Below are 18387 nucleotides of genomic sequence, written 5' to 3'. Positions count from 1 at the left end.
CACATGACGGGGACGGGGCACTTGGCCCAATATGGGGACAACTCGCCGTCGAATGCCCGAGAAAGCCGCAACTGCACTCAAACATCACGCCCCGGCAGACCGCATCCTGAGACGGACCGAAGATCTTCCGGCCGGAAGAGGGCATTCCTGCAGATGGTCCGGCTTTGCCGGAGCCGCTCTGCGCTGTTCGGGGGTCACCCGTTATCCGATTTTGACATGGCGACTCCCCTGAATGGCGCAGCCTGAATGGCAAGATGCGGTCAATCACACGAGGTCGCAACACCCGAAGGTGTGTGTTCTCGTCGACCCATCGGCAGCTCCATCCATCAGCCGGAGGAACCACAATGACCGCACGCTCCACCCGTCGTACGACCGCCGCGCACTCCCGGCTAGCTGCGGTCGGTGCGATCGTGGTCACCGGCGCCCTGATCCTTACCGGTTGCGGTGACCAGACCAAGGACACGAACAAGCCATCGGACAGCGGCTCGGCGAACGCGGCCCCGCTGGCGGACAAGCTCCCGGCCCAGATCCGTGACAAGGGTGTCATCAGGGTCGGCTCCGACATCGCGTACGCGCCGGTCGAGTTCAAGGACAAGTCAGGCAAGGTCGTCGGCCTCGACCCCGACATCGCGGCCGCCCTGGGCAAGCAGCTCGGGGTGACCTTCGAGTTCGAGAACGGCACGTTCGACGCCCTGCTCACCGGTCTGCGGTCCAACCGCTACGACATCGCCATGTCGGCGATGACGGACAACAAGAGCCGTCAGGAGGGCGTCGACCCCACCACGGGCAAGAAGGTCGGCGAGGGCGTCGACTTCGTCGACTACCTGACCGCCGGTGTCTCGATCTACACCCGCAAGGGCGACACCAAGGGCATCACCACCTGGGCCGACCTGTGCGGCAAGAAGCTCGCCGTGCAGCGCGGCACCGTCTCGGAGGACCTGGCGAAGACCGAGGCGAAGAAGTGCCCGGGCGGCAAGACGATCGCCATGCAGGCCTTCGACGACAACCAGCAGGCCGAGACCCGCCTGCGCTCCGGTGGCGCCGACGCGGTCTCCGCCGACTTCCCGGTCGCCGCGTACGCGGTCAAGACCTCCGGCGGCGGCAAGGACTTCGAGCTCGTCGGTGAGCAGGTCGATGCGGCCCCGTACGGCGTCGCGGTCGGCAAGAGCAGCACCCAGCTGCGCGACGCGCTGCAGGCGGCGATGAACGCGATCATCAAGAACGGCGAGTACCAGAAGATCCTGGAGAAGTGGGGCGCCCAGGACGGTGCCGTCAAGGAGTCCGTCATCAACGGCGGCAAGTGACCGCGCCCGAGCGGCCGCTGAGAGGCGACACCTGTGACTGCTGACATCGGCAAGACGGCGGGGGCCGAGGAGACGCCCCCGGCCGGACCGCAGGCCATCAAGGCCATTCCGGTCCGGCACTACGGGCGGTACGTCACCGCCGTCATCGCGATCGCGATTCTGGTCGCGATCATCTACGCGTTCGGCCAGGGCAAGATCAACTGGCAGGCGGTTCCGGACTACTTCTTCGACGACCGGATCATCACCGGCGTCGGCAAGACCCTCCTGCTGACGGTCCTGTCGATGCTGATCGGCATCGTCGGCGGCATCATCCTGGCGGTGATGCGCCTGTCGAAGAACCCGGTGACCTCGGCCATCGCCTGGTTCTACATCTGGTTCTTCCGCGGCACCCCGGTCCTGGTCCAGCTGTTCGTGTGGTTCAACCTGGGCCTGGTCTTCGAGTACATCAACCTGATGCCGTTCTACAAGGACTATTGGTCGAACTTCATGACGCCGCTGCTGACGGCGCTGCTCGGCCTCGGTCTGAACGAGGCGGCGTACATGGCGGAGATCTGCCGGGCCGGCCTGCTCGCCGTCGACGAGGGCCAGACGGAGGCCGCCCACGCGCTGGGCATGAGCCACGGCAAGACCCTGCGCCGGATCGTCATCCCGCAGGCCATGCGGGTGATCGTGCCGCCGACCGGCAACGAGGTCATCAACATGCTGAAGACGACCTCGCTTGTGTCCGCGGTCCAGTTCGCGGAGCTGTTCCGCTACGCCCAGGACATCGGCCAGGTCTCCGGCGCCCCGGTGGAGATGTACTTCCTCGCCGCCGCCTGGTACCTGATCATGACCTCGGTGCTGAGCGTCGGCCAGTACTACATCGAGCGGTACTACGCCCGCGGCTCCAGCCGCAGCCTGCCGCCGACGCCGTGGCAGAAGGTCAAGGCGCACCTGACGTCCTTCTCCAGCAGGAAGGTCACGGCATGACGGACAAGCTCACCAAGCAGGACACCACCGTGCGCGACACCGGCGTCGCGATGGTGAAGGCCGAGGGCGTCCACAAGTCCTTCGGCCAGGTGGAGGTGCTCAAGGGCATCGACCTGGAGGTCAGGCCCGGCGAGGTGTTCTGCCTCATCGGCCCCTCCGGCTCCGGCAAGTCGACGTTCCTGCGCTGCATCAACCACCTGGAGAAGATCAACGGTGGCCGGCTGTACGTCGACGGCGAGCTCGTCGGCTACCGCCAGCACGGCGACAAGCTGTACGAGCTGCGCGACCGCGAGGTCGCCATGAAGCGCCGGGACATCGGCATGGTCTTCCAGCGCTTCAACCTGTTCCCGCACATGACCGCGCTGGAGAACGTCATCGAGGCGCCGGTCCAGGTCAAGGGCGTGAACAAGGGCGAGGCCAGAGACCGGGCGATGCAGCTGCTGGAGCGCGTGGGCCTGGCCGACCGGGCGGGGCACTACCCCTCGCAGCTCTCCGGCGGCCAGCAGCAGCGCGTGGCGATCGCCCGCGCCCTGGCCATGGACCCCAAGCTCATGCTGTTCGACGAGCCGACCTCGGCGCTCGACCCCGAGCTGGTCGGTGACGTCCTCGACGTCATGCGCGACCTCGCCGAGTCCGGCATGACGATGGTCGTCGTCACCCATGAGATGGGCTTCGCCCGCGAGGTCGGCGACAGCCTGGTCTTCATGGACGAGGGCGTGGTGGTGGAGTCCGGCCATCCGCGCGAGGTCCTGACGAACCCGCAGCACGAGCGCACGCAGTCCTTCCTGTCGAAGGTGCTGTAGGCGTCACGGAGGAGGGGCGGTACGGGATGCCCGTACCGCCCCTCTCGCACGTGGTGCGCGGGGCCCCCAGCGCACGTGGTGCGCGGCAGCCCTACTTGAGGGCGAGCAGCAGCGTGTCCGACGGCGAGCACCACACCGGGCGGGCCTCCGTGAAGCCCTTGTCGCACAGTACGCGCGCGTGCCACGCGGCGGACGGCATGTCGCCGTCGGCGTGCTCGCCGTAGATCTCGAAGCGGCGGGCCGTCGGTTCGGCCAGGACCGGGTCCCTGGCGGCCAGCTGCCACCACTCGGCCCAGTCCAGGGCGCCGGCCCGCTTGGCCTGTTCCATGCGCTCGTGCCGCTGGGCGCGTTCGGCCGCGTTGATCCTGGGCGTGGTCTCGTCGGTCATATGGTCCGCGTTCATGAGGACACCACCGTCGCGGACGAGTTCCGCGACCCGGCCGTAGAGGGCGGCGAGAGGTTCGCTGTGCAGCCAGTGCAGGGCCGTGGCGGTCAGCACGGCGTCGTAGGAGTCGTACGGCAGCTTCGCCGGCCAGTCGGGGTCCTTGAGGTCCGCGGTCACGAAGGAGACCCGCTCGTCGCCGTCGAAGGTGCCGCGGGCGATGGCGAGCAGCGCCGGGTCGAGGTCGACGCCGGTGCTCGTGGCCCCGGGGAAACGGGCGAGCAGCCGGGCGGTGATGCTGCCGGTGCCGCAGGCGAGGTCCAGGACGCGCGGGGCGGTGCCGACGAGCGCCTCGACCAGGTCGAGCATGATGCGGAAGCGTTCCTCGCGGTCGGGCATGTACCACTCCTGCTGGCGGTCCCAGCTCTCCTGCCAGGCGGCCCAGTCGGCCCCCTGCGCCTGCGCGGTGGTGCCCGTCCTCGTGTCCGTCATCGCAGCCCTCCCTGCCCGTCACGTAATACCCTTGAAGGCCAGCCGGCTGTTACCCGACCGCTCCCTCACCATAGAGCGCCTCCGTAAGGACTACAAGTGGAACTGGCCTATTACTCGGATTACGCCGTACGACTCGTCAACAGCGAGGAACCGGCCCGGGGCAAGGACACTCTGACCTCGGTCGACGCGGTCCGGGACCTGTTCGGCGCCAACTCCTCCGCGGCCCGCCGCGCCACCGACGCCGACGTCACGCGCTTCCGCTCGGTACGAGCCCGGCTGCGCTCGGTCTTCGAAGCGGCCGACCAGGGCGACGAGACGCTCGCGGTGGCCCTGCTGAACTCCCTGCTGCTGGATTTCCCGGTGAGCCCGCAGATCTCGGGACACGACCACCGCGACGACGACGGCCGCCCGCTGTGGCACATGCACCTGGCGGACCACCCGTCCAACGCGACCGCCGGCTACGCGGCGATAGCGGCGATGGGACTGGCCTTCCACCTCACGGAGTACGGCGTCGACCGCCTCGGCCTGTGCGAGGCCGCGCCGTGCCGCAACGCCTACCTGGACACCTCCACCAACCGCTCGCGCCGCTACTGCTCCGACCGCTGCGCGACACGCGCGAACGTGGCCGCCTACCGGGCCCGCAAGCGCCTGGAGGCCGACCGGGCGGTGAACACGGGCCGGGCCGCCGACAGCGCCCAGCGCACCAGCGCCAGCGGCGAGCGCTGAGCGCGTTCGCGCGGCCGGTAGCGGAACCACACCTTGCCCAGGACCAGGTCCTCGGGCACGGTCCCGTAGTCGGTGCTGTCCCCGCCCGCGTACGCGTTGTCGCCCAGCACCCACCAACCGCTGTCGCGCCGCTCCGAGGCACGCTTGACGACCAGCAGGTCCTGCTGGAACGGATGCCGCAGGACCACCACGTCACCGGGCCGGATCCGGGCGCCGTACTGCACCACGAGCCGGTCTCCGTGGTACAGCGTGGGCACCATGGACGGCCCGGTCACCTCGGCCAGCCCGAAGGGCAGTACGGCGCCCCTGCGCTCGGTCTCCTGCGACAGCTCCGGCATCCCCGGCACCTCCCCGGTCACGTTCCTCCACCAGTCTCAGTCTCATCCCGGACTTTTGTCCTAAGCCCTAGGGGGCACTCGCGAAAACACGCCTGCCAGGGAGTAATGTCCCACCTGAGAAGACGATCACGAGGAAGGATGGCTCCATGCTTTCCCGCCTGTTTGCCCCCAAGGTCAAGGTCAGCGCGCACTGCGACCTTCCCTGCGGTGTGTACGACCCGGCCCAGGCCCGCATCGAGGCGGAGTCGGTGAAGGCCGTCCAGGAGAAGATGGCCGCCAACGACGACCCGCACTTCCAGACGCGCGCCACCGTCATCAAGGAGCAGCGCGCCGAGCTGGCCAAGCACCACGTCTCCGTGCTGTGGAGCGACTACTTCAAGCCCCCGCACTTCGAGAAGTACCCGGAGCTGCACCAGCTGGTCAACGACACGCTGAAGGCCCTCTCCGCCGCCAAGGCCTCGACCGACCCGGCCACGGGCCAGAAGGCCCTGGACTACATCGCCCAGATCGACAAGATCTTCTGGGAGACCAAGAAGGCCTGAGCGGCGGTCATCGTGCGGTGATCGGCGGTCGGTGCACCACTGCGGGTCACCGTGGACTGTGAAGGGGTCCGGTCGGCTGTACGACCGGGCCCCTTCGCCGCGCCGGGGCGTGGCGTGCTCGCAGGGTGTTGCCCGAAGACCTGGTGCGCCTGCGGCGGGCGCGCGACGCCCTCTTCGCCCGTGTCCAGGAGTACGGCGCCGACGTCCAGGAGCCGATGGACCAGCCGTACGGGGTGCGCGACTGCGCCTTCCCGATCCGGCCGGGAACATGCTGCGTTTCCTGGAGCGGCCGGAGGGTGAGCCGTCCTGAGCTCGGCGGGTGCGCGGGGTCAGGGCCTGCCCCGGCCGGTGACGGGTTCACGCCACATCGGCCACATCCGGGGGCCGTCCGGGATGTCGAGGGTGTGGTCGGCGAAGGTGAAGCCCAGGCGTTCGTAGAGCTTCGTGCTGCGCTCGCTGCTGGCCTCCAGATAGGCGGGCAGGCCCTCGCGGTCGCAGCGGTCGAGGACGTGCCGGACGAGGGCGCTGCCCAGGCCCTCCCCCTGGCGGGACGGTGCGACGCCGATCATCCACAGGTACTCATGGGCGCGGTCGGCCGGGTGCGACTCGGCCATCAGCCGGGCGATCTCCTCGACGCGCGCGTTCGCCGGGTCGACACTCTCGCGCAGCAGCACGGCGTCGTCCGCGCCGTCCGCACCCCCGCCGTCCGCACCTCCGCCGTCCGCAGCGCCGCCGTCCGCCCCCGCCATCGACAGCCACAGTGCGCACGCCGTGCCGTCCTCGGTCACGTCGATCCGGCCCTCGGCGAGCACGATGTCGGTGAAGGCGGCCATCAGCCGGTGGTGGGTCGTACGGCGGTACTCCCGCTCCGGGAAGACCCAGCCGCTCACCGGGTCGTCCTGGAAGGCCTCGTCCAGCAGCCGCACGACCCGTTCCCGGTCGTCTTCCCCCGCCGCCCGGATCCCCACGCCCATCTTCCGCCCTCTCAGCTCAAGTGCCGCTCGGATTACGGGAGTTGAGCCTAAGCGATAGGAACGTGCCCCGCACGCCGTGGGGCAGTGCGGGGCCCGCCGCACCGGAGCCGCAGGCGGCCGTACGGGGTGAGGAGCCGTACGGGCCCGGTGGCTCCGGGGTCCCCGCGGGGTCAGCTGGTGCGTCTGGTCACGAACTCGGCCAGGGCCAGCAGGCCGCCCGCGTGCGCCGGATCCGGTACGGCGCGGGCCAGGCCGTCCACGGCCTGGGCCATCCGGTCGGCCGCCTGGGCCTGCGCCCAGTCCCGGCCACCGGCCCGCTCCACCAGCAGCGCCATGTGCTCCTCCTCCCCCTCCCGGTGGGGCCGGGCGTACAGCTCGGCCAGTTCGGCGGCGGCCGGGGTGCGGGACGTCAGCGCCGCGACCACCGGCAGGGACTTCTTGCGGGCGGCGAGGTCCGCGCCGGCCGGTTTCCCGGTGCGGGCCGGGTCGCCCCATATGCCGATCACGTCGTCGATCAGCTGGAAGGCGAGGCCCGCCTGCCGGCCGAACGCGTCAAGCGCCTGGGCCTCCTCCTCGGCCGCTCCCGCGTACAGGGCCCCCACGGCACAGGCGCAGCCGAGCAGCGCGCCCGTCTTGGCCTCGGCCATGGTGAGCACCTCGGCGAGCGTGACCTCGCCGGGGGCGCGCCGTTCCAGGGCGGTGTCCGCCCGCTGGCCCTCGCACAGTTCGACGACGCAGCCCGCGAGCCGGGCGGCGGCGGCCGGTGACGCCGGATGCGGGTTCTCGGCGAGCAGCCCCAGGGCCAGCGCCTGGAGCGCGTCCCCGGCGAGGATCGCGTCGTTCTCGCCGAACACCGTCCACGCCGTGGGCCGGTGCCGTCGGGTGGCGTCCCGGTCCATCACGTCGTCGTGCAGCAACGTGAAGTTGTGGACCAGTTCCACCGCCGCCGCGGCCCGCGCCGCCGCCGCCCGCGCGGGCGGCCCGCCGAGCGCGGTGGCCGCCGTGAGGACCAGCGCCGGGCGGATGGCCTTGCCCCCGTTGCCCGCGGCCGGGGTGCCGTCCGCGTGCTCCCAGCCGAAGTGGTAGCGCGCGATCCGGCGCATCGAGGCGGGCAGGGAGGCGACGGCCGCCCGCAGGTCGGGGTCGACCGACGCCCGGGACCGTTCGAGGATCAACGTCGCATCGTGCCCGTCGGGCACTGCCGGTCCCCCCGTGCCACCGCCCTCGGCACGCGGGGGAAGGGGCTGGGCGGAGCCGGGTCCCGCCGGCCGCGTGGCCCCCGCGGGGCGGGGCACGCCGGTCGGGCGCCGCGTCGTCCCCGTCATGAACTCAACCATCCGATCCACATCCGATCCCCCGCGAAGAGACCGCGGACGGTGGCGCTTCCGCAGCCGGAACTGGGCGCATACCCCCCGGACGTGTCCGGCCCGGCGGGCCGGGACACCGGGAGCCGGCGCGCGTGGTCAGCGCCAACGGCCGACCTCGATGTTCTCCAGGACGCCCAGCGCGTCCGGCACCAGCACCGCCGCCGAGTAGTAGGCGGTCACCAGGTACTTGATGACCGCCTGCTCGTTGATGCCCATGAACCGCACGGACAGGCTCGGCTCGATCTCGTCGGGAATGCCCTTCGCGCGCAGCCCGATGACGCCCTGGTCGTCCTCGCCGGTACGCAGGGCGATGATCGAGCTGGTCCGCGCCTCGGTGACCGGGATCTTGTTGCACGGGAAGATCGGCACACCGCGCCAGGTGGGGATGCGGTTGCCGCCCATGTCGATGGTCTCCGGGACCAGGCCCCGCTTGTTCAGCTCGCGGCCGAACGCGGCGATCGCGCGCGGATGGGCGAGCAACAGCTTGGTGCCCCGCCGCCGGCTGAGCAGTTCGTCCATGTCGTCCGGGCTCGGCACGCCGTCGTGCGGGTGGATCCGCTGGTCGTACTCGCAGTTGTGGAGCAGGCCGAAGTCGCGGTTGTTGATCAGCTCGTGCTCCTGGCGCTCCTTCAACGCCTCTACGGTCAGCCGGAGTTGCTGCTCCGTCTGGTTCATGGGCTGGTTGTAGAGGTCGGCCACGCGCGTGTGCATGCGCAGGACGGTCTGCGCGATGCTCAGTTCGTACTCGCGGGGGCTGGCCTCGTAGTCGACGAAGGTGTGCGGGATGTCCGGCTCACCGCTGTGTCCGGCGGCGAGTTCGACCACCTTCTCCCCGTACTTGTTGGCGTTCTGCTCGGGGATCGAGACCCGCTGCTGGAGGTGGGCGCGCAGCGATTCGGCGCGGTCGGCGACCTGTTCGAAGTCGTGGCGGGACAGCACGAGGACGGTGCAGGCGGTGTCCGCGCGGGCCGTGTACTCCCAGATGGCGTCCGGGTCCAGGAGCGCCTGCTCACCGAAGTAGGCGCCGTTGGCGAGGACACCGAGGACCTGGTCGTCGCCGTAGGGGCCGGTGCCGACCTTCTGGACCCTGCCGTGCGCCAGCAGGTACACCTCCTCGGCCTGGTTGCCGAAGGAGGCGATCACCTGGCCCGCCCCGATCTCGCGCCGACGGCAGCGCTGGGCGAGCTCCGAGAGCACGTCGTCGTCCTCGTAGCCCCGCAGCGCGGGCAGTTCGCCGAGTTCGGCCGGGATGACCTCGACACGGTCGCCGGTCTTCACGAAGGTGATGCGGCCGTCGCCGACGGCGTAGGTGAGCCGCCGGTTCACCCGGTACGTGCCGCCCTGCACGTCGACCCAGGGCAGCACGCGCAGCAGCCAGCGCGAGCTGATCTCCTGCATCTGGGGAACGGACTTGGTGGTGGTGGCCAGGTTCCGCGCGGCCGCGGTGCCGAGGCTCTGCTGCGGCCGGTCCTGCTCCGTGCGGACCTCTTCGCCTACCGACATAGAGAATTGCCTTCCGCTCATGCCCGGCACGCTCGGCGCCGTGCATCGATTTGCGTGCGCCAGCCTTCCAGCACGGTGCGTTGTCGTGCTATTACCCGAAAGAGCGGGAATGGACCACCACCGTCCCGGGCAGAGATCGCCGATCCCGATACCGTGACCAGCGGGTTCGCGGTACTCGACGGCCGTGCCGCCGCCCGGTCCGGGCGGGCACAATGGCCGGGTGACCAGCTCCGCCGCCCCCGACCTCGCCGCGCTGTCCCCCCGGCTGCCCTCGCCCCTCCAGGAGGTCGCCGACGACCGCTTCACCCGTCGCGGCCTGCGGCTGCTCCTCAAGCGCGACGACCTGATCCACCCGGAGCTGACCGGCAACAAGTGGCGCAAACTCGCCCCGAACCTGCGGGCCGCGGCCGGCCGGACGGTCGTGACCTTCGGCGGCGCCTACTCCAACCACCTGCGCGCGACGGCCGCCGCGGGCCGCCTGCTGGGCCTGCCGACGGTCGGCGTGGTCCGCGGCCAGGAGCTGGCCGAGCGCCCCCTGAACCCCTGCCTGGCGCGCTGCGCGGCCGACGGGATGCGGCTGCACTTCGTCGACCGGTCGACGTACCGCCGCAAGGCCGAGCCCGAGACGCTGGCGGCCCTGTTGCGCGCCGCGGATGCCGAGGAGGCCCATGTGGTCCCCGAGGGCGGCAGCAACGCCCTGGCCGTACGCGGCTGCCGGGCCCTGGGCGAGGAGCTGGGCGAGCACGCGGACGTCGTCGCCCTGGCCTGCGGCACCGGCGGCACCCTGGCCGGCCTGGCCGCCGGGCTCGCACCCGGCCGGCGCGCCCTGGGCATACCCGTCCTCAGGGGCGGCTTCCTGGCGGCGGACATCGAGGCCCTGCAGGAGCGGGCCTTCGGCGCCCGGCGCGGCACGTGGTCGCTCGACGAGCGCTTCCACTTCGGCGGCTACGCCCGAGTCACGCCCGAACTCGACGCCTTCGCCGAGGACTTCACCGCCCGGCACGGCGTCCCCGTCGAGCGCCTCTACGTCGCCAAGCTGCTGTACGGCCTGGTCACCCTGGCCGGCGAGGACGCCTTCCCGCGCGGGACGACGATCGCCACGGTCGTCACGGGCAGCCCCTTCCCGGCGCCAGCCGCCTGAGCCACCCGGCTCACACCGCCGCCCGGCCGCTCAGAGGCCACCGCCCGGTCCTCACCGGCCCCTCACGCCGCCTCCCGGTAGGCGGCCGCCTCCTCCAGGTCCAGCCTGCGCAGCAGGGTGCGCAGCATCTCGTCGTCGATGTAGCGGCCGTCCCGCAGACGTACGAACACCTCGCGCTCGGCGCTGATCACGTCCCGGGACAGCCGGCGGTAGGTGTCGTCGACCGACTCGCCGGTGACCGGGTTGACCTGGCCGAGCCGCTCCCAGACGGAGTTGCGGCGGCGCTCCAGGACCGCGCGGAGCCGGTCGGCGAGCGGCGGGGGCAGGGCGTTGCGCTCGTCGGCCAGGAGTTCCTCCAGGCGCCGCTCGGCGGCCAGGGACGCCTGCGCCTGCGCGTTCGCCTCGGCCAGGGTCTCCGCCCGCACGTCGCGACCGGGGAACTTCAGCACGCGGATCAGCGGCGGCAGCGTCAGGCCCTGCACCACCAGGGTCCCGATGACCGTCGTGAAGGTCAGGAAGAGCAGCAGGTTGCGCTTCGGGAAGGGCCCGCCGTCGTGCAGCGTGACCGGGATCGAGAAGGCGATGGCCAGGGACACCACGCCCCGCATCCCGGCCCAGGCGGTGACCATCGCACCCTTCCAGGTGGGGTTCTCCTCGCGCTCCCGGATGCGCCGGGACAGCAGCCGGGGCAGGAACGTCGCCGGGTACACCCACACGAACCGGGCGGCGACGACCACCAGGAATACGGCGACCGCGTACCAGGCGGCCTCGAAGCCGGAGTACGCCCCGAGACCCTCGAGGACGACCGGCAGCTGAAGTCCGATGAGGGCGAACACCGACGACTCCAGGACGAACGCCACCATCTTCCACACCGCGTCCTCCTGGAGCCGGGTGGCGAAGTCGACCTCCCACGCGCGGTGCCCCAGGTAGAGGGCGACGGTGACGACGGCCAGGACGCCGGAGGCGTGCACCTGCTCGGCGACGCCGTAGGCGACGAACGGGATCAGCAGGGAGAGCGTGTTCTGGAGCAGCGCCTCCTTCAGGTGGGTGCGCAGCCAGTGCAGCGGCGCCATCAGCACCAGCCCGATCCCGACGCCGCCGATCGCCGCGACCAGGAACTCCCGCACACCGCCGGCCCAGCTCGCGCCCTCGCCGACCGCGGCGGCCAGCGCCACCCGGAAGGCGGTGATCGCGGTGGCGTCGTTGAGCAGGGACTCGCCCTGGAGGATCGTGGTGATCCGCGAGGGCAGCCCGACCCGGCGGGCCACCGCCGTCGCCGCGACCGCGTCCGGCGGCGCCACCACCGCGCCCAGCACCAGCGCCGCGGTCAGCGGCAGCCCCGGCACGAGCACGTACACGGCCCAGCCGACCACGAAGGTCGCGAACAGCACGTACCCGACGGAGAGCAGCGCCACGGGCCGCAGTTGCGCGCGCAGGTCGAGGTAGGAGCTGTCGATGGCGGAGGTGTACAGCAGCGGCGGCAGCAGCAGGGGCAGGACCACGCCGGGATCGAGGGCGTAGGCGGGGACCCCGGGGACGTAGGAGACCGCCAGTCCGCCCGCGACCAGCAGCAGGGGCGCCGGCACGGGGGTGCGCCGGGCGGCCCCGGCCATCGCGGCACTGCCCGCCACCAGGAACAGCAGCGGCACTACGCCCATGGCCCTCGCCCACCCATCATTCGTCGCCCGTCCGCTTTCCGCGCGGTCACCCGCACGCCCGTCGTAACCTGGCAATCATGAAACAGTGCACGCACGCCGGCACACTGCCGCATCCGGAGCCCGACCCCGAGAGCGAGACGTGTCCGGAGTGCCTGGCGGAGGGCACGCATCCGGTGCAGCTGCGGCTGTGCCTGACCTGTGGCCACGTCGGATGCTGCGACTCCTCGCCGGGACAGCATGCGACCAAGCACCACAAGGACACCGGACACCCGGTGATGCGGACCTTCGAGCCCGGCGAGGACTGGCGCTGGTGCTTCGTGGACCACGTGCTCGTGTGACCGGAATCGGGGACGGTTCGACCGTCTGACGTCTGGGTACGTCAACCCGGCGCCCGCCGTTCCCATTTGGGCCCGCAGACCCCTAGCCACGGAGCGTATCCATAGGTTTACTATGAGTGACAGCAAGGGTTGGGGCCCCGGGACAGGAAGGCCGGGCGCGCGGTAGCGTCACCGCTGAACCATGTATCGCGTTGTCCCGGGGGATGCCCCCGGCCCTGAGAGAACTTGTACCACCTTGGAGGTGAGGGTGTCCCAGATCGCAGGCGAGCCCGCGGCGAACCAGGACTTCGTGGAGGTCCGGCTGCCGGCTGCGGGTGCCTACCTGTCGGTGCTGCGGACGGCCACGGCCGGTCTCGCGGCCCGTTTGGACTTCACCCTCGACGAGATCGAGGACCTGCGCATCGCGGTGGACGAGGCCTGCGCGATCCTGCTCCAGCAGGCCGTGCCCGGCTCGGTGCTCAGTTGCGTCTTCCGGCTGGTCGACGACTCGCTCGAGGTCACCGTCTCGGCCCCGACGACGGACGGTCACGCTCCCTCGCGGGACACGTTCGCCTGGACCGTCCTGTCCGCCCTCGCGGGCAAGGTCTCCTCCGCCGTGGACGACGACAAGACCGTGTCGATCAGCCTCTACAAACAGCGCGGCGCGGGACCCGGGCCGGCGTGAGGAACGGGGACGGGCCGGTGCGGGACGAAGAGCGCGGCACACGGGAGCTGCCGGCCGAGGGCGGGACTCCGGCGCGCGCGGACGGGGCCACAGCTCCGGGCGGGGCCGTCCGGGGCGGTCCGGCCGCGGTCCGGCGCGCGGCGGACGGTATCGACGGCATCCCGGAGCAGGCCAGGCCGCACCCGGAGGACGAGCCGCTGGTCGCCGGCCACGGCGGTCCTCCCCCTCACGGGGACTCCTCCTGTTCGAGCGAAGGCGAGGGCTCGGGGAAGGAGGCGAGGGCTCGGGGAAGGGCGACGGGCGGGACGATGAGCGAGCACGAGCGAGACTCCGAGGACGGGTCGCGAGCCGCCCAGGTCGTGCACAACGCGCGGCACGACCCTCACGACCGCAGTGGCGCACGTGCGATGTTCGTCGAGCTGCGCGCCCTGAAGGAGGGCAGCCCGCAGTACGCCGAGCTGCGCAACCAGCTGGTCCGCATGCACCTGCCGCTCGTCGAGCACCTCGCGCGCCGCTTCCGCAACCGCGGCGAGCCGCTGGACGACCTCACACAGGTCGCCACCATCGGCCTGATCAAGTCGGTCGACCGCTTCGACCCGGACCGCGGCGTGGAGTTCTCCACGTACGCGACTCCGACGGTCGTCGGCGAGATCAAGCGGCACTTCCGGGACAAGGGCTGGGCGGTGCGCGTGCCGCGCCGGCTCCAGGAGCTGCGCCTGGCGCTGACCACCGCGACGGCCGAGCTGTCCCAGCTGCACGGCCGCTCCCCGACAGTGCACGAACTCGCCGAGAAGCTCGCCATCTCCGAGGAGGAGGTCCTGGAGGGCCTGGAGTCGGCCAACGCCTACTCCACGCTGTCCCTGGACGTCCCCGACACGGACGACGAGTCCCCGGCGGTCGCGGACACCCTCGGCGCCGAGGACGAGGCGCTGGAGGGCGTGGAGTACCGGGAGTCGCTGAAGCCGCTGCTGGAGGATCTCCCGCCGCGCGAGAAGCGGATCCTGCTGCTGCGCTTCTTCGGCAACATGACCCAGTCGCAGATCGCGCAGGAGGTGGGCATCTCCCAGATGCACGTCTCCCGGCTGCTGGCCCGCACACTGGCCCAGCTGCGGGAGAAGCTGCTGGTGGAGGAGTAGAAGAAGGACCGCGAGGACCGGGGCGGCCGGAGCGGGGAAGCCGGCTGTGCGGCTACCGCTGCCCGGTCTCCCCGGTCCGGCCCGGGCCCTTGATGCCGAGGGCCCTGGTCGTCTCCGGGTTGACGAGCAGCACCAGCGACGCCACGGCCACCACGGCCAGTGCGATGCCGGCCGGGATGGCCACGCTGTCGGCCCGCAGCAGGCTGAAGGCGACGGGCAGCGCCATGATCTGCGTGATGACCGCCGGTCCCCGGCTCCAGCTGCGACGCAGCAGCAGTCCGCGGGCGGCGAGCAGCGGCAGCAGCGCGAGCACGAGCACCGTGATGCCGCCCGTGACGCCGGTCTGCCGGTCGCCCTCGTGGCCCGTGACGCCCACGACGAGCATCCAGATCCCGCCGACCGCCAGCACGAGCCCTTCCAGCGCGGCCAGCGCCGCCGCGTACGTCAGCCGCCGCGGGCGCGGACCCGCCGCGTCCGGGGCGTCCGTGGTCTCGGGGGTGGGGTTGCGGTCACTGCTCACCCCAGCAGGGTAGCCCTCGCGGCACGGACCACCGTGTGCAGGCTCACGCCCCGGTCTCTTACCGGATCCCTACCTCGGGGTGGGGCGGGTACTGTCCGGTAGGTACGCTGCACCTCATGCGTGCACTACTCGTGGTCAATCCGGCGGCAACCACCACAAGCGCACGTACGCGCGACGTCCTGATCCACGCGCTCGCCAGCGAGATGAAGCTGGACGCGGTCACCACCGAGTACCGCGGCCACGCCCGCGACCTGGGCCGGCAGGCCGCGGACAGCGACGACATCGACCTGGTGGTGGCCCTCGGCGGCGACGGCACGGTCAACGAGGTCGTCAACGGCCTGCTGCACCGCGGCCCGAACCCGGAGCGCCTGCCCCGCCTGGCGGTGGTGCCCGGCGGTTCCACCAACGTCTTCGCCCGCGCCCTGGGCCTGCCCAACGACGCCGTGGAGGCGACCGGCGCGATCCTGGACGCCCTGCGCCGGGGCGGCGAGCGCACGGTCGGACTGGGGCTGGCCTCGGGCACGCCCGGCACCGACGACGCGGAGGTGCCGGAGCGCTGGTTCACCTTCAACGCCGGGCTCGGCTTCGACGCCGGTGTGGTCGGCCGGGTGGAGCAGCAGCGCGAGCGCGGCAGGAAGTCCACGCACGCCCTGTACGTACGGCAGGTGGTCCGCCAGTTCCTCGGGGAGCCGAGCCGCCGGCACGGGACGATCACCCTGGAGCGGCCCGGGGAGGACCCGCTCACCGAGCTGGTGGTGGCGATAGTCTCGAACACCTCGCCGTGGACGTATCTCGGCAATCGCCCGATGTACACGTCACCTAAGGCCTCGTTCGATACCGGGCTCGATGTGCTCGGTCTCAGCCGCCTGTCCACCGCCGCGGTTGCCCGGTATGGCACCCAGTTGCTCACTTCGTCCCCCGAGCGCGGCCCCCAGGGCAGGCATGCGGCCTCCCTGCACGATCTGAGCCTCTTCACCTTGCATTCGAAGGTGCCGCTCCCCCTCCAGATGGACGGTGACCATCTGGGGGTGCGTAAGAGCGTGACGTTCACAGGCGTACGCCGTGCACTGCGTGTGATTGTGTGAGTAGAAGGGCCCAAAGTCCTTTCACTCGAACGTTTAGGCCAGGATCCACCCCATGGAAGTACGGCTGTGACCTAGTCGACACCGAGGAATCAAAAAAAACTTTCCGGAAGGGGTTGTATCCGCCGCTGAGGTTTGCGAGTCTCTACGTGGCGATCGGGACGGCCCGCCACACGGGCCCCAGAAGATCACCGGAACCCCTCTCCAAATCACAGGACCACGCCAGGGAACCTGGCAGTCGGCCCTTCACTTGTTGAGGGATTCGTGAAAGCGTTCACATTCACAAGCAACGTAATACCAAGAGAGGTAGCAGCCATGGACTGGCGTCACAACGCCGTTTGCCGCGAGGAAGACCCCGAGCTGTTCTTCCCCATCGGCAACACCGGTCCTGCGCTGCTGCAGATCGAGGAAGCCAAGGCCGTCTGCCGTCGCTGCCCGGTTATCGAGCAGTGCCTGCAGTGGGCGCTCGAGTCCGGTCAGGACTCCGGCGTCTGGGGTGGTCTCAGCGAGGACGAGCGCCGCGCGATGAAGCGCCGCGCCGCCCGCAACCGGGCTCGTCAGGCCTCCGCCTGACCACAGCCACCCCGCTGACAGCCTGAGCTTGGCGGCGCGTACAGCGAGTACGCATCTCCCGCCCCCGAGCCGCAGCGCGCAGTACCCCCGATGCGCACACAAGCCGCAACGAGCGACTGGCCTCGGACCGATTCCGGTCCGAGGCTCTTTGCTGTGCGGGATCCGGGGCTCCTCGCTGTGCGGGCTACTTGTGCGCCTGCACCGGGATGTCGAGGATCACCCGGGTGCCGCGCTCCGGGGCCGGCACCATGTCGAAGGTGCCGCCCAACTCCCCCTCGACCAGGGTCCGTACGATCTGCAGGCCGAGGTTGCCGGAGCTGTGCGGGTCGAAGCCGTCGGGCAGGCCCACGCCGTCGTCCTGGACGGTGACGAGCAGCCGGGCCTCGCGCGAGGTCCCGCCGCGGACCGCGGAGACCTCCACCGTCCCCGTTTCGCCCTCGCGGAAGCCGTGTTCCAGGGCGTTCTGCAGGATCTCGGTCAGCACCATCGACAGCGGGGTGGCGACCTCGGCGTCCAGGATCCCGAAGCGGCCGCTGCGCCGACCGGTCACCTTGCCCGGCGAGATCTCGGCGACCATCGCCAGCACCCGGTCGGCGATCTCGTCGAACTCCACGCGCTCGTCCAGGTTCTGGGACAGCGTCTCGTGCACGATGGCGATCGACCCGACGCGGCGGACCGCCTCCTCCAGAGCCTCCCGGCCGCGCTCGGACTCGATGCGCCGGGCCTGAAGCCTCAGCAGGGCCGCCACCGTCTGCAGGTTGTTCTTGACCCGGTGGTGGATCTCCCGGATCGTCGCGTCCTTGGTGATCAACTCCCGCTCACGGCGGCGCAGTTCGGTCACGTCCCGGAGCAGCACCAGCGAACCTATGCGCGTGCCCTTGGGTTTGAGCGGGATCGCCCGGAACTGGATCACTCCGTCGTTGGCCTCGATCTCGAACTCCCGGGGCGCCCAGCCGCTGGCCAGCTTCACCAGCGCCTCGTCCACCGGGGCCAGGGACGGGGCAAGTTCGGCGGTGGTCTGACCCAGGTGGTGGCCGACGAGGTCGGCGGCGAGGCCGAGGCGGTGGTAGGCGGAGAGCGCGTTGGGCGAGGCGTACTGGACGATGCCGTCCGCGTCCAGCCGGATCAGGCCGTCGCCGACGCGCGGCGAGGCGTCCATGTCGACCTGCTGGTCCGGGAACGGGAAGGAACCGGCCGCGATCATCTGCGCCAGGTCCGAGGCGCTCTGCAGATACGTCAGCTCCAGCCGGCTCGGGGTGCGCACGGTGAGCAGGTTGGTGTTGCGCGCGATGACGCCGAGGACGCGCCCGTCCCGCCGCACCGGGATGGACTCGACGCGGACCGGGACCTCCTCGCGCCACTCGGGGTCGCCCTCCCGTACGATCCGGCCCTCGTCGAGCGCGGCGTCCAGCATCGGGCGGCGGCCGCGCGGGACGAGGTGCCCGACCATGTCGTTCTGGTAGGAGGTGGGGCCGGTGTTGGGCCGCATCTGGGCGACCGAGACGTACCGGGTGCCGTCCAGGGTGGGGACCCACAGGACCAGGTCGGCGAAGGAGAGGTCGGAGAGCAGCTGCCACTCCGAGACCAGCATGTGCAGCCACTCGAGATCGGAGTCGTCGAGCGCGGTGTGCTGGCGTACGAGTTCGTTCATGGAGGGCACGTCTGCGAGCGTACCCGGGCGTTTGTACGGTCCCGAAATGGACGGAGGCGCGGGGCCCCGGAGACACCCGCGGGCCGCGGCGCCTGAGAGGGACCCTCAACCCTCCCGGCACCGCAGCCCGGAGCAGTATCGGCCGTGGGCGTGCGGTCCCGGTCGGCCGAAGGATGAGGAACCGGGGCAGTCAGGGCAGAGAGCTCCGGATCCTCGGTCCGCCT

Annotated in this window: 19 protein-coding genes and 1 pseudogene; 12 read left to right on the top strand and 8 right to left on the bottom strand. The window is 71.0% G+C overall.

From position 1 onward, the window contains the following. Positions 1-344: 344 nt before the first annotated feature. The 3 genes from ACFY4A_RS08925 to ACFY4A_RS08915 are packed head-to-tail and all read left to right on the top strand — an operon-like array spanning position 345 to position 3076. Entirely contained in the window at positions 345-1304 is a 960-nt protein-coding gene (locus ACFY4A_RS08925; RefSeq protein WP_390828723.1) for an ABC transporter substrate-binding protein, read from the top strand. A gap of 33 nt (positions 1305-1337) precedes the next feature. Continuing rightward, positions 1338-2273 carry an amino acid ABC transporter permease gene (locus ACFY4A_RS08920; protein ID WP_390828721.1) on the top strand — a complete coding sequence of 312 codons (936 nt, stop codon included), beginning with the start codon at positions 1338-1340 and terminating at the stop codon, positions 2271-2273. 50 nt (positions 2274-2323) lie between these two features. Beyond that, positions 2324-3076, top strand: a complete 753-nt coding sequence (locus ACFY4A_RS08915; RefSeq protein ID WP_390828765.1) for an amino acid ABC transporter ATP-binding protein — start codon at positions 2324-2326, stop codon at positions 3074-3076. 91 nt (positions 3077-3167) lie between these two features. Here ACFY4A_RS08915 and ACFY4A_RS08910 read toward each other — a convergent pair whose 3' ends face one another. Beyond that, entirely contained in the window at positions 3168-3950 is a 783-nt protein-coding gene (locus ACFY4A_RS08910; RefSeq protein ID WP_390828720.1) for a class I SAM-dependent methyltransferase, read from the bottom strand. A gap of 96 nt (positions 3951-4046) precedes the next feature. Between ACFY4A_RS08910 and ACFY4A_RS08905 the strand changes: the two genes are divergently transcribed. Further along, positions 4047-4676 (top strand): CGNR zinc finger domain-containing protein, encoded by a 630-nt coding sequence (locus tag ACFY4A_RS08905; RefSeq protein WP_390828719.1) that lies wholly within the window; start codon positions 4047-4049, stop codon positions 4674-4676. On the opposite strand, the gene sodX is transcribed toward ACFY4A_RS08905, so the two are convergent. Further along, positions 4580-5014, bottom strand: a complete 435-nt coding sequence (sodX, locus tag ACFY4A_RS08900) for a nickel-type superoxide dismutase maturation protease (RefSeq protein ID WP_390828718.1) — start codon at positions 5012-5014, stop codon at positions 4580-4582. The genes ACFY4A_RS08905 and sodX overlap by 97 nt on opposite strands. A gap of 146 nt (positions 5015-5160) precedes the next feature. Between sodX and sodN the strand changes: the two genes are divergently transcribed. Together sodN and ACFY4A_RS08890 are read left to right on the top strand one after the other, a co-directional pair. Continuing rightward, the gene (gene sodN, locus ACFY4A_RS08895; protein WP_069765939.1) at positions 5161-5556 is read left to right on the top strand and encodes a superoxide dismutase, Ni; all 396 of its coding nucleotides are present in this window, start codon (positions 5161-5163) and stop codon (positions 5554-5556) included. 164 nt (positions 5557-5720) lie between these two features. Continuing rightward, positions 5721-5866 (top strand): annotated as a pseudogene (locus tag ACFY4A_RS08890) (VOC family protein); the annotation flags it as partial. A gap of 19 nt (positions 5867-5885) precedes the next feature. On the opposite strand, the gene ACFY4A_RS08885 reads toward ACFY4A_RS08890, so the two are convergent. The 3 genes from ACFY4A_RS08885 to ACFY4A_RS08875 form a co-directional block, all read right to left on the bottom strand. Continuing rightward, positions 5886-6530, bottom strand: coding sequence for a GNAT family N-acetyltransferase (locus ACFY4A_RS08885; RefSeq protein WP_390828717.1), 645 nt, complete (start codon positions 6528-6530; stop codon positions 5886-5888). Between the two features lie 170 nt (positions 6531-6700). Beyond that, positions 6701-7867 carry a family 2 encapsulin nanocompartment cargo protein polyprenyl transferase gene (locus ACFY4A_RS08880; protein ID WP_390828716.1) on the bottom strand — a complete coding sequence of 389 codons (1167 nt, stop codon included), beginning with the start codon at positions 7865-7867 and terminating at the stop codon, positions 6701-6703. A 126-nt stretch (positions 7868-7993) separates the two neighbouring features. Further along, a complete protein-coding gene (locus ACFY4A_RS08875) occupies positions 7994-9400 on the bottom strand; it encodes a family 2B encapsulin nanocompartment shell protein (protein ID WP_390828715.1) in 1407 nt (468 codons plus the stop codon). A 220-nt stretch (positions 9401-9620) separates the two neighbouring features. On the opposite strand from ACFY4A_RS08875, the gene ACFY4A_RS08870 reads away from it, so the two are divergent. After that, positions 9621-10541, top strand: a complete 921-nt coding sequence (locus ACFY4A_RS08870) for a 1-aminocyclopropane-1-carboxylate deaminase/D-cysteine desulfhydrase (protein WP_390828714.1) — start codon at positions 9621-9623, stop codon at positions 10539-10541. A gap of 62 nt (positions 10542-10603) precedes the next feature. Here ACFY4A_RS08870 and ACFY4A_RS08865 read toward each other — a convergent pair whose 3' ends face one another. Beyond that, a complete protein-coding gene (locus ACFY4A_RS08865) occupies positions 10604-12199 on the bottom strand; it encodes a Na+/H+ antiporter (RefSeq protein WP_390828713.1) in 1596 nt (531 codons plus the stop codon). 77 nt (positions 12200-12276) lie between these two features. On the opposite strand from ACFY4A_RS08865, the gene ACFY4A_RS08860 reads away from it, so the two are divergent. The 3 genes from ACFY4A_RS08860 (at position 12277) to ACFY4A_RS08850 (ending at position 14337) form a co-directional block, all read left to right on the top strand. Next, the gene (locus tag ACFY4A_RS08860; protein ID WP_390828712.1) at positions 12277-12537 is read left to right on the top strand and encodes a UBP-type zinc finger domain-containing protein; all 261 of its coding nucleotides are present in this window, start codon (positions 12277-12279) and stop codon (positions 12535-12537) included. A gap of 247 nt (positions 12538-12784) precedes the next feature. Then, a complete protein-coding gene (locus ACFY4A_RS08855; RefSeq protein ID WP_146465655.1) occupies positions 12785-13201 on the top strand; it encodes an anti-sigma regulatory factor in 417 nt (138 codons plus the stop codon). A 17-nt stretch (positions 13202-13218) separates the two neighbouring features. Further along, positions 13219-14337 (top strand): RNA polymerase sigma factor SigF, encoded by a 1119-nt coding sequence (locus ACFY4A_RS08850; RefSeq protein WP_390828711.1) that lies wholly within the window; start codon positions 13219-13221, stop codon positions 14335-14337. A gap of 52 nt (positions 14338-14389) precedes the next feature. Here ACFY4A_RS08850 and ACFY4A_RS08845 read toward each other — a convergent pair whose 3' ends face one another. Further along, entirely contained in the window at positions 14390-14857 is a 468-nt protein-coding gene (locus ACFY4A_RS08845; protein ID WP_390828710.1) for a hypothetical protein, read from the bottom strand. Positions 14858-14973: 116 nt separating this feature from the next. Here ACFY4A_RS08845 and ACFY4A_RS08840 point away from each other — a divergent pair, with 116 nt between their 5' ends. Together ACFY4A_RS08840 and ACFY4A_RS08835 are read left to right on the top strand one after the other, a co-directional pair. Continuing rightward, positions 14974-15942: a diacylglycerol/lipid kinase family protein gene (locus ACFY4A_RS08840; RefSeq protein WP_390828709.1), complete on the top strand. Its 969-nt coding sequence runs from the start codon at positions 14974-14976 to the stop codon at positions 15940-15942. Between the two features lie 312 nt (positions 15943-16254). After that, on the top strand, positions 16255-16512 hold the full coding sequence (locus ACFY4A_RS08835; RefSeq protein ID WP_003992873.1) for a WhiB family transcriptional regulator: 258 nt from the start codon (positions 16255-16257) through the stop codon (positions 16510-16512). A 184-nt stretch (positions 16513-16696) separates the two neighbouring features. Here ACFY4A_RS08835 and ACFY4A_RS08830 read toward each other — a convergent pair whose 3' ends face one another. Further along, on the bottom strand, positions 16697-18163 hold the full coding sequence (locus ACFY4A_RS08830; RefSeq protein ID WP_390828764.1) for a sensor histidine kinase: 1467 nt from the start codon (positions 18161-18163) through the stop codon (positions 16697-16699). Positions 18164-18387: the final 224 nt, after the last annotated feature.

The organism is Streptomyces sp. NPDC001292, from assembly GCF_042896465.1.
In the GTDB taxonomy this organism is placed as follows: domain Bacteria; phylum Actinomycetota; class Actinomycetes; order Streptomycetales; family Streptomycetaceae; genus Streptomyces.
This window is presented reverse-complemented; position numbering and strand designations above follow the sequence as displayed.

Bases quoted from the DNA above. Each gene is read 5' to 3' on its own strand.
- ACFY4A_RS08835 (WP_003992873.1), top strand. From the start codon at position 16,255: ATGGACTGGCGTCACAACGCCGTTTGCCGCGAGGAAGACCCCGAGCTG.
- sodX (WP_390828718.1), bottom strand. From the start codon at position 5,014: ATGCCGGAGCTGTCGCAGGAGACCGAGCGCAGGGGCGCCGTACTGCCC.
- ACFY4A_RS08865 (WP_390828713.1), bottom strand. From the start codon at position 12,199: ATGGGCGTAGTGCCGCTGCTGTTCCTGGTGGCGGGCAGTGCCGCGATG.
- ACFY4A_RS08860 (WP_390828712.1), top strand. From the start codon at position 12,277: ATGAAACAGTGCACGCACGCCGGCACACTGCCGCATCCGGAGCCCGAC.
- ACFY4A_RS08840 (WP_390828709.1), top strand. From the start codon at position 14,974: ATGCGTGCACTACTCGTGGTCAATCCGGCGGCAACCACCACAAGCGCA.
- ACFY4A_RS08875 (WP_390828715.1), bottom strand. From the start codon at position 9,400: ATGTCGGTAGGCGAAGAGGTCCGCACGGAGCAGGACCGGCCGCAGCAG.
- ACFY4A_RS08910 (WP_390828720.1), bottom strand. From the start codon at position 3,950: ATGACGGACACGAGGACGGGCACCACCGCGCAGGCGCAGGGGGCCGAC.
- sodN (WP_069765939.1), top strand. From the start codon at position 5,161: ATGCTTTCCCGCCTGTTTGCCCCCAAGGTCAAGGTCAGCGCGCACTGC.
- ACFY4A_RS08915 (WP_390828765.1), top strand. From the start codon at position 2,324: ATGGTGAAGGCCGAGGGCGTCCACAAGTCCTTCGGCCAGGTGGAGGTG.
- ACFY4A_RS08880 (WP_390828716.1), bottom strand. From the start codon at position 7,867: ATGGTTGAGTTCATGACGGGGACGACGCGGCGCCCGACCGGCGTGCCC.
- ACFY4A_RS08885 (WP_390828717.1), bottom strand. From the start codon at position 6,530: ATGGGCGTGGGGATCCGGGCGGCGGGGGAAGACGACCGGGAACGGGTC.
- ACFY4A_RS08925 (WP_390828723.1), top strand. From the start codon at position 345: ATGACCGCACGCTCCACCCGTCGTACGACCGCCGCGCACTCCCGGCTA.
- ACFY4A_RS08830 (WP_390828764.1), bottom strand. From the start codon at position 18,163: ATGAACGAACTCGTACGCCAGCACACCGCGCTCGACGACTCCGATCTC.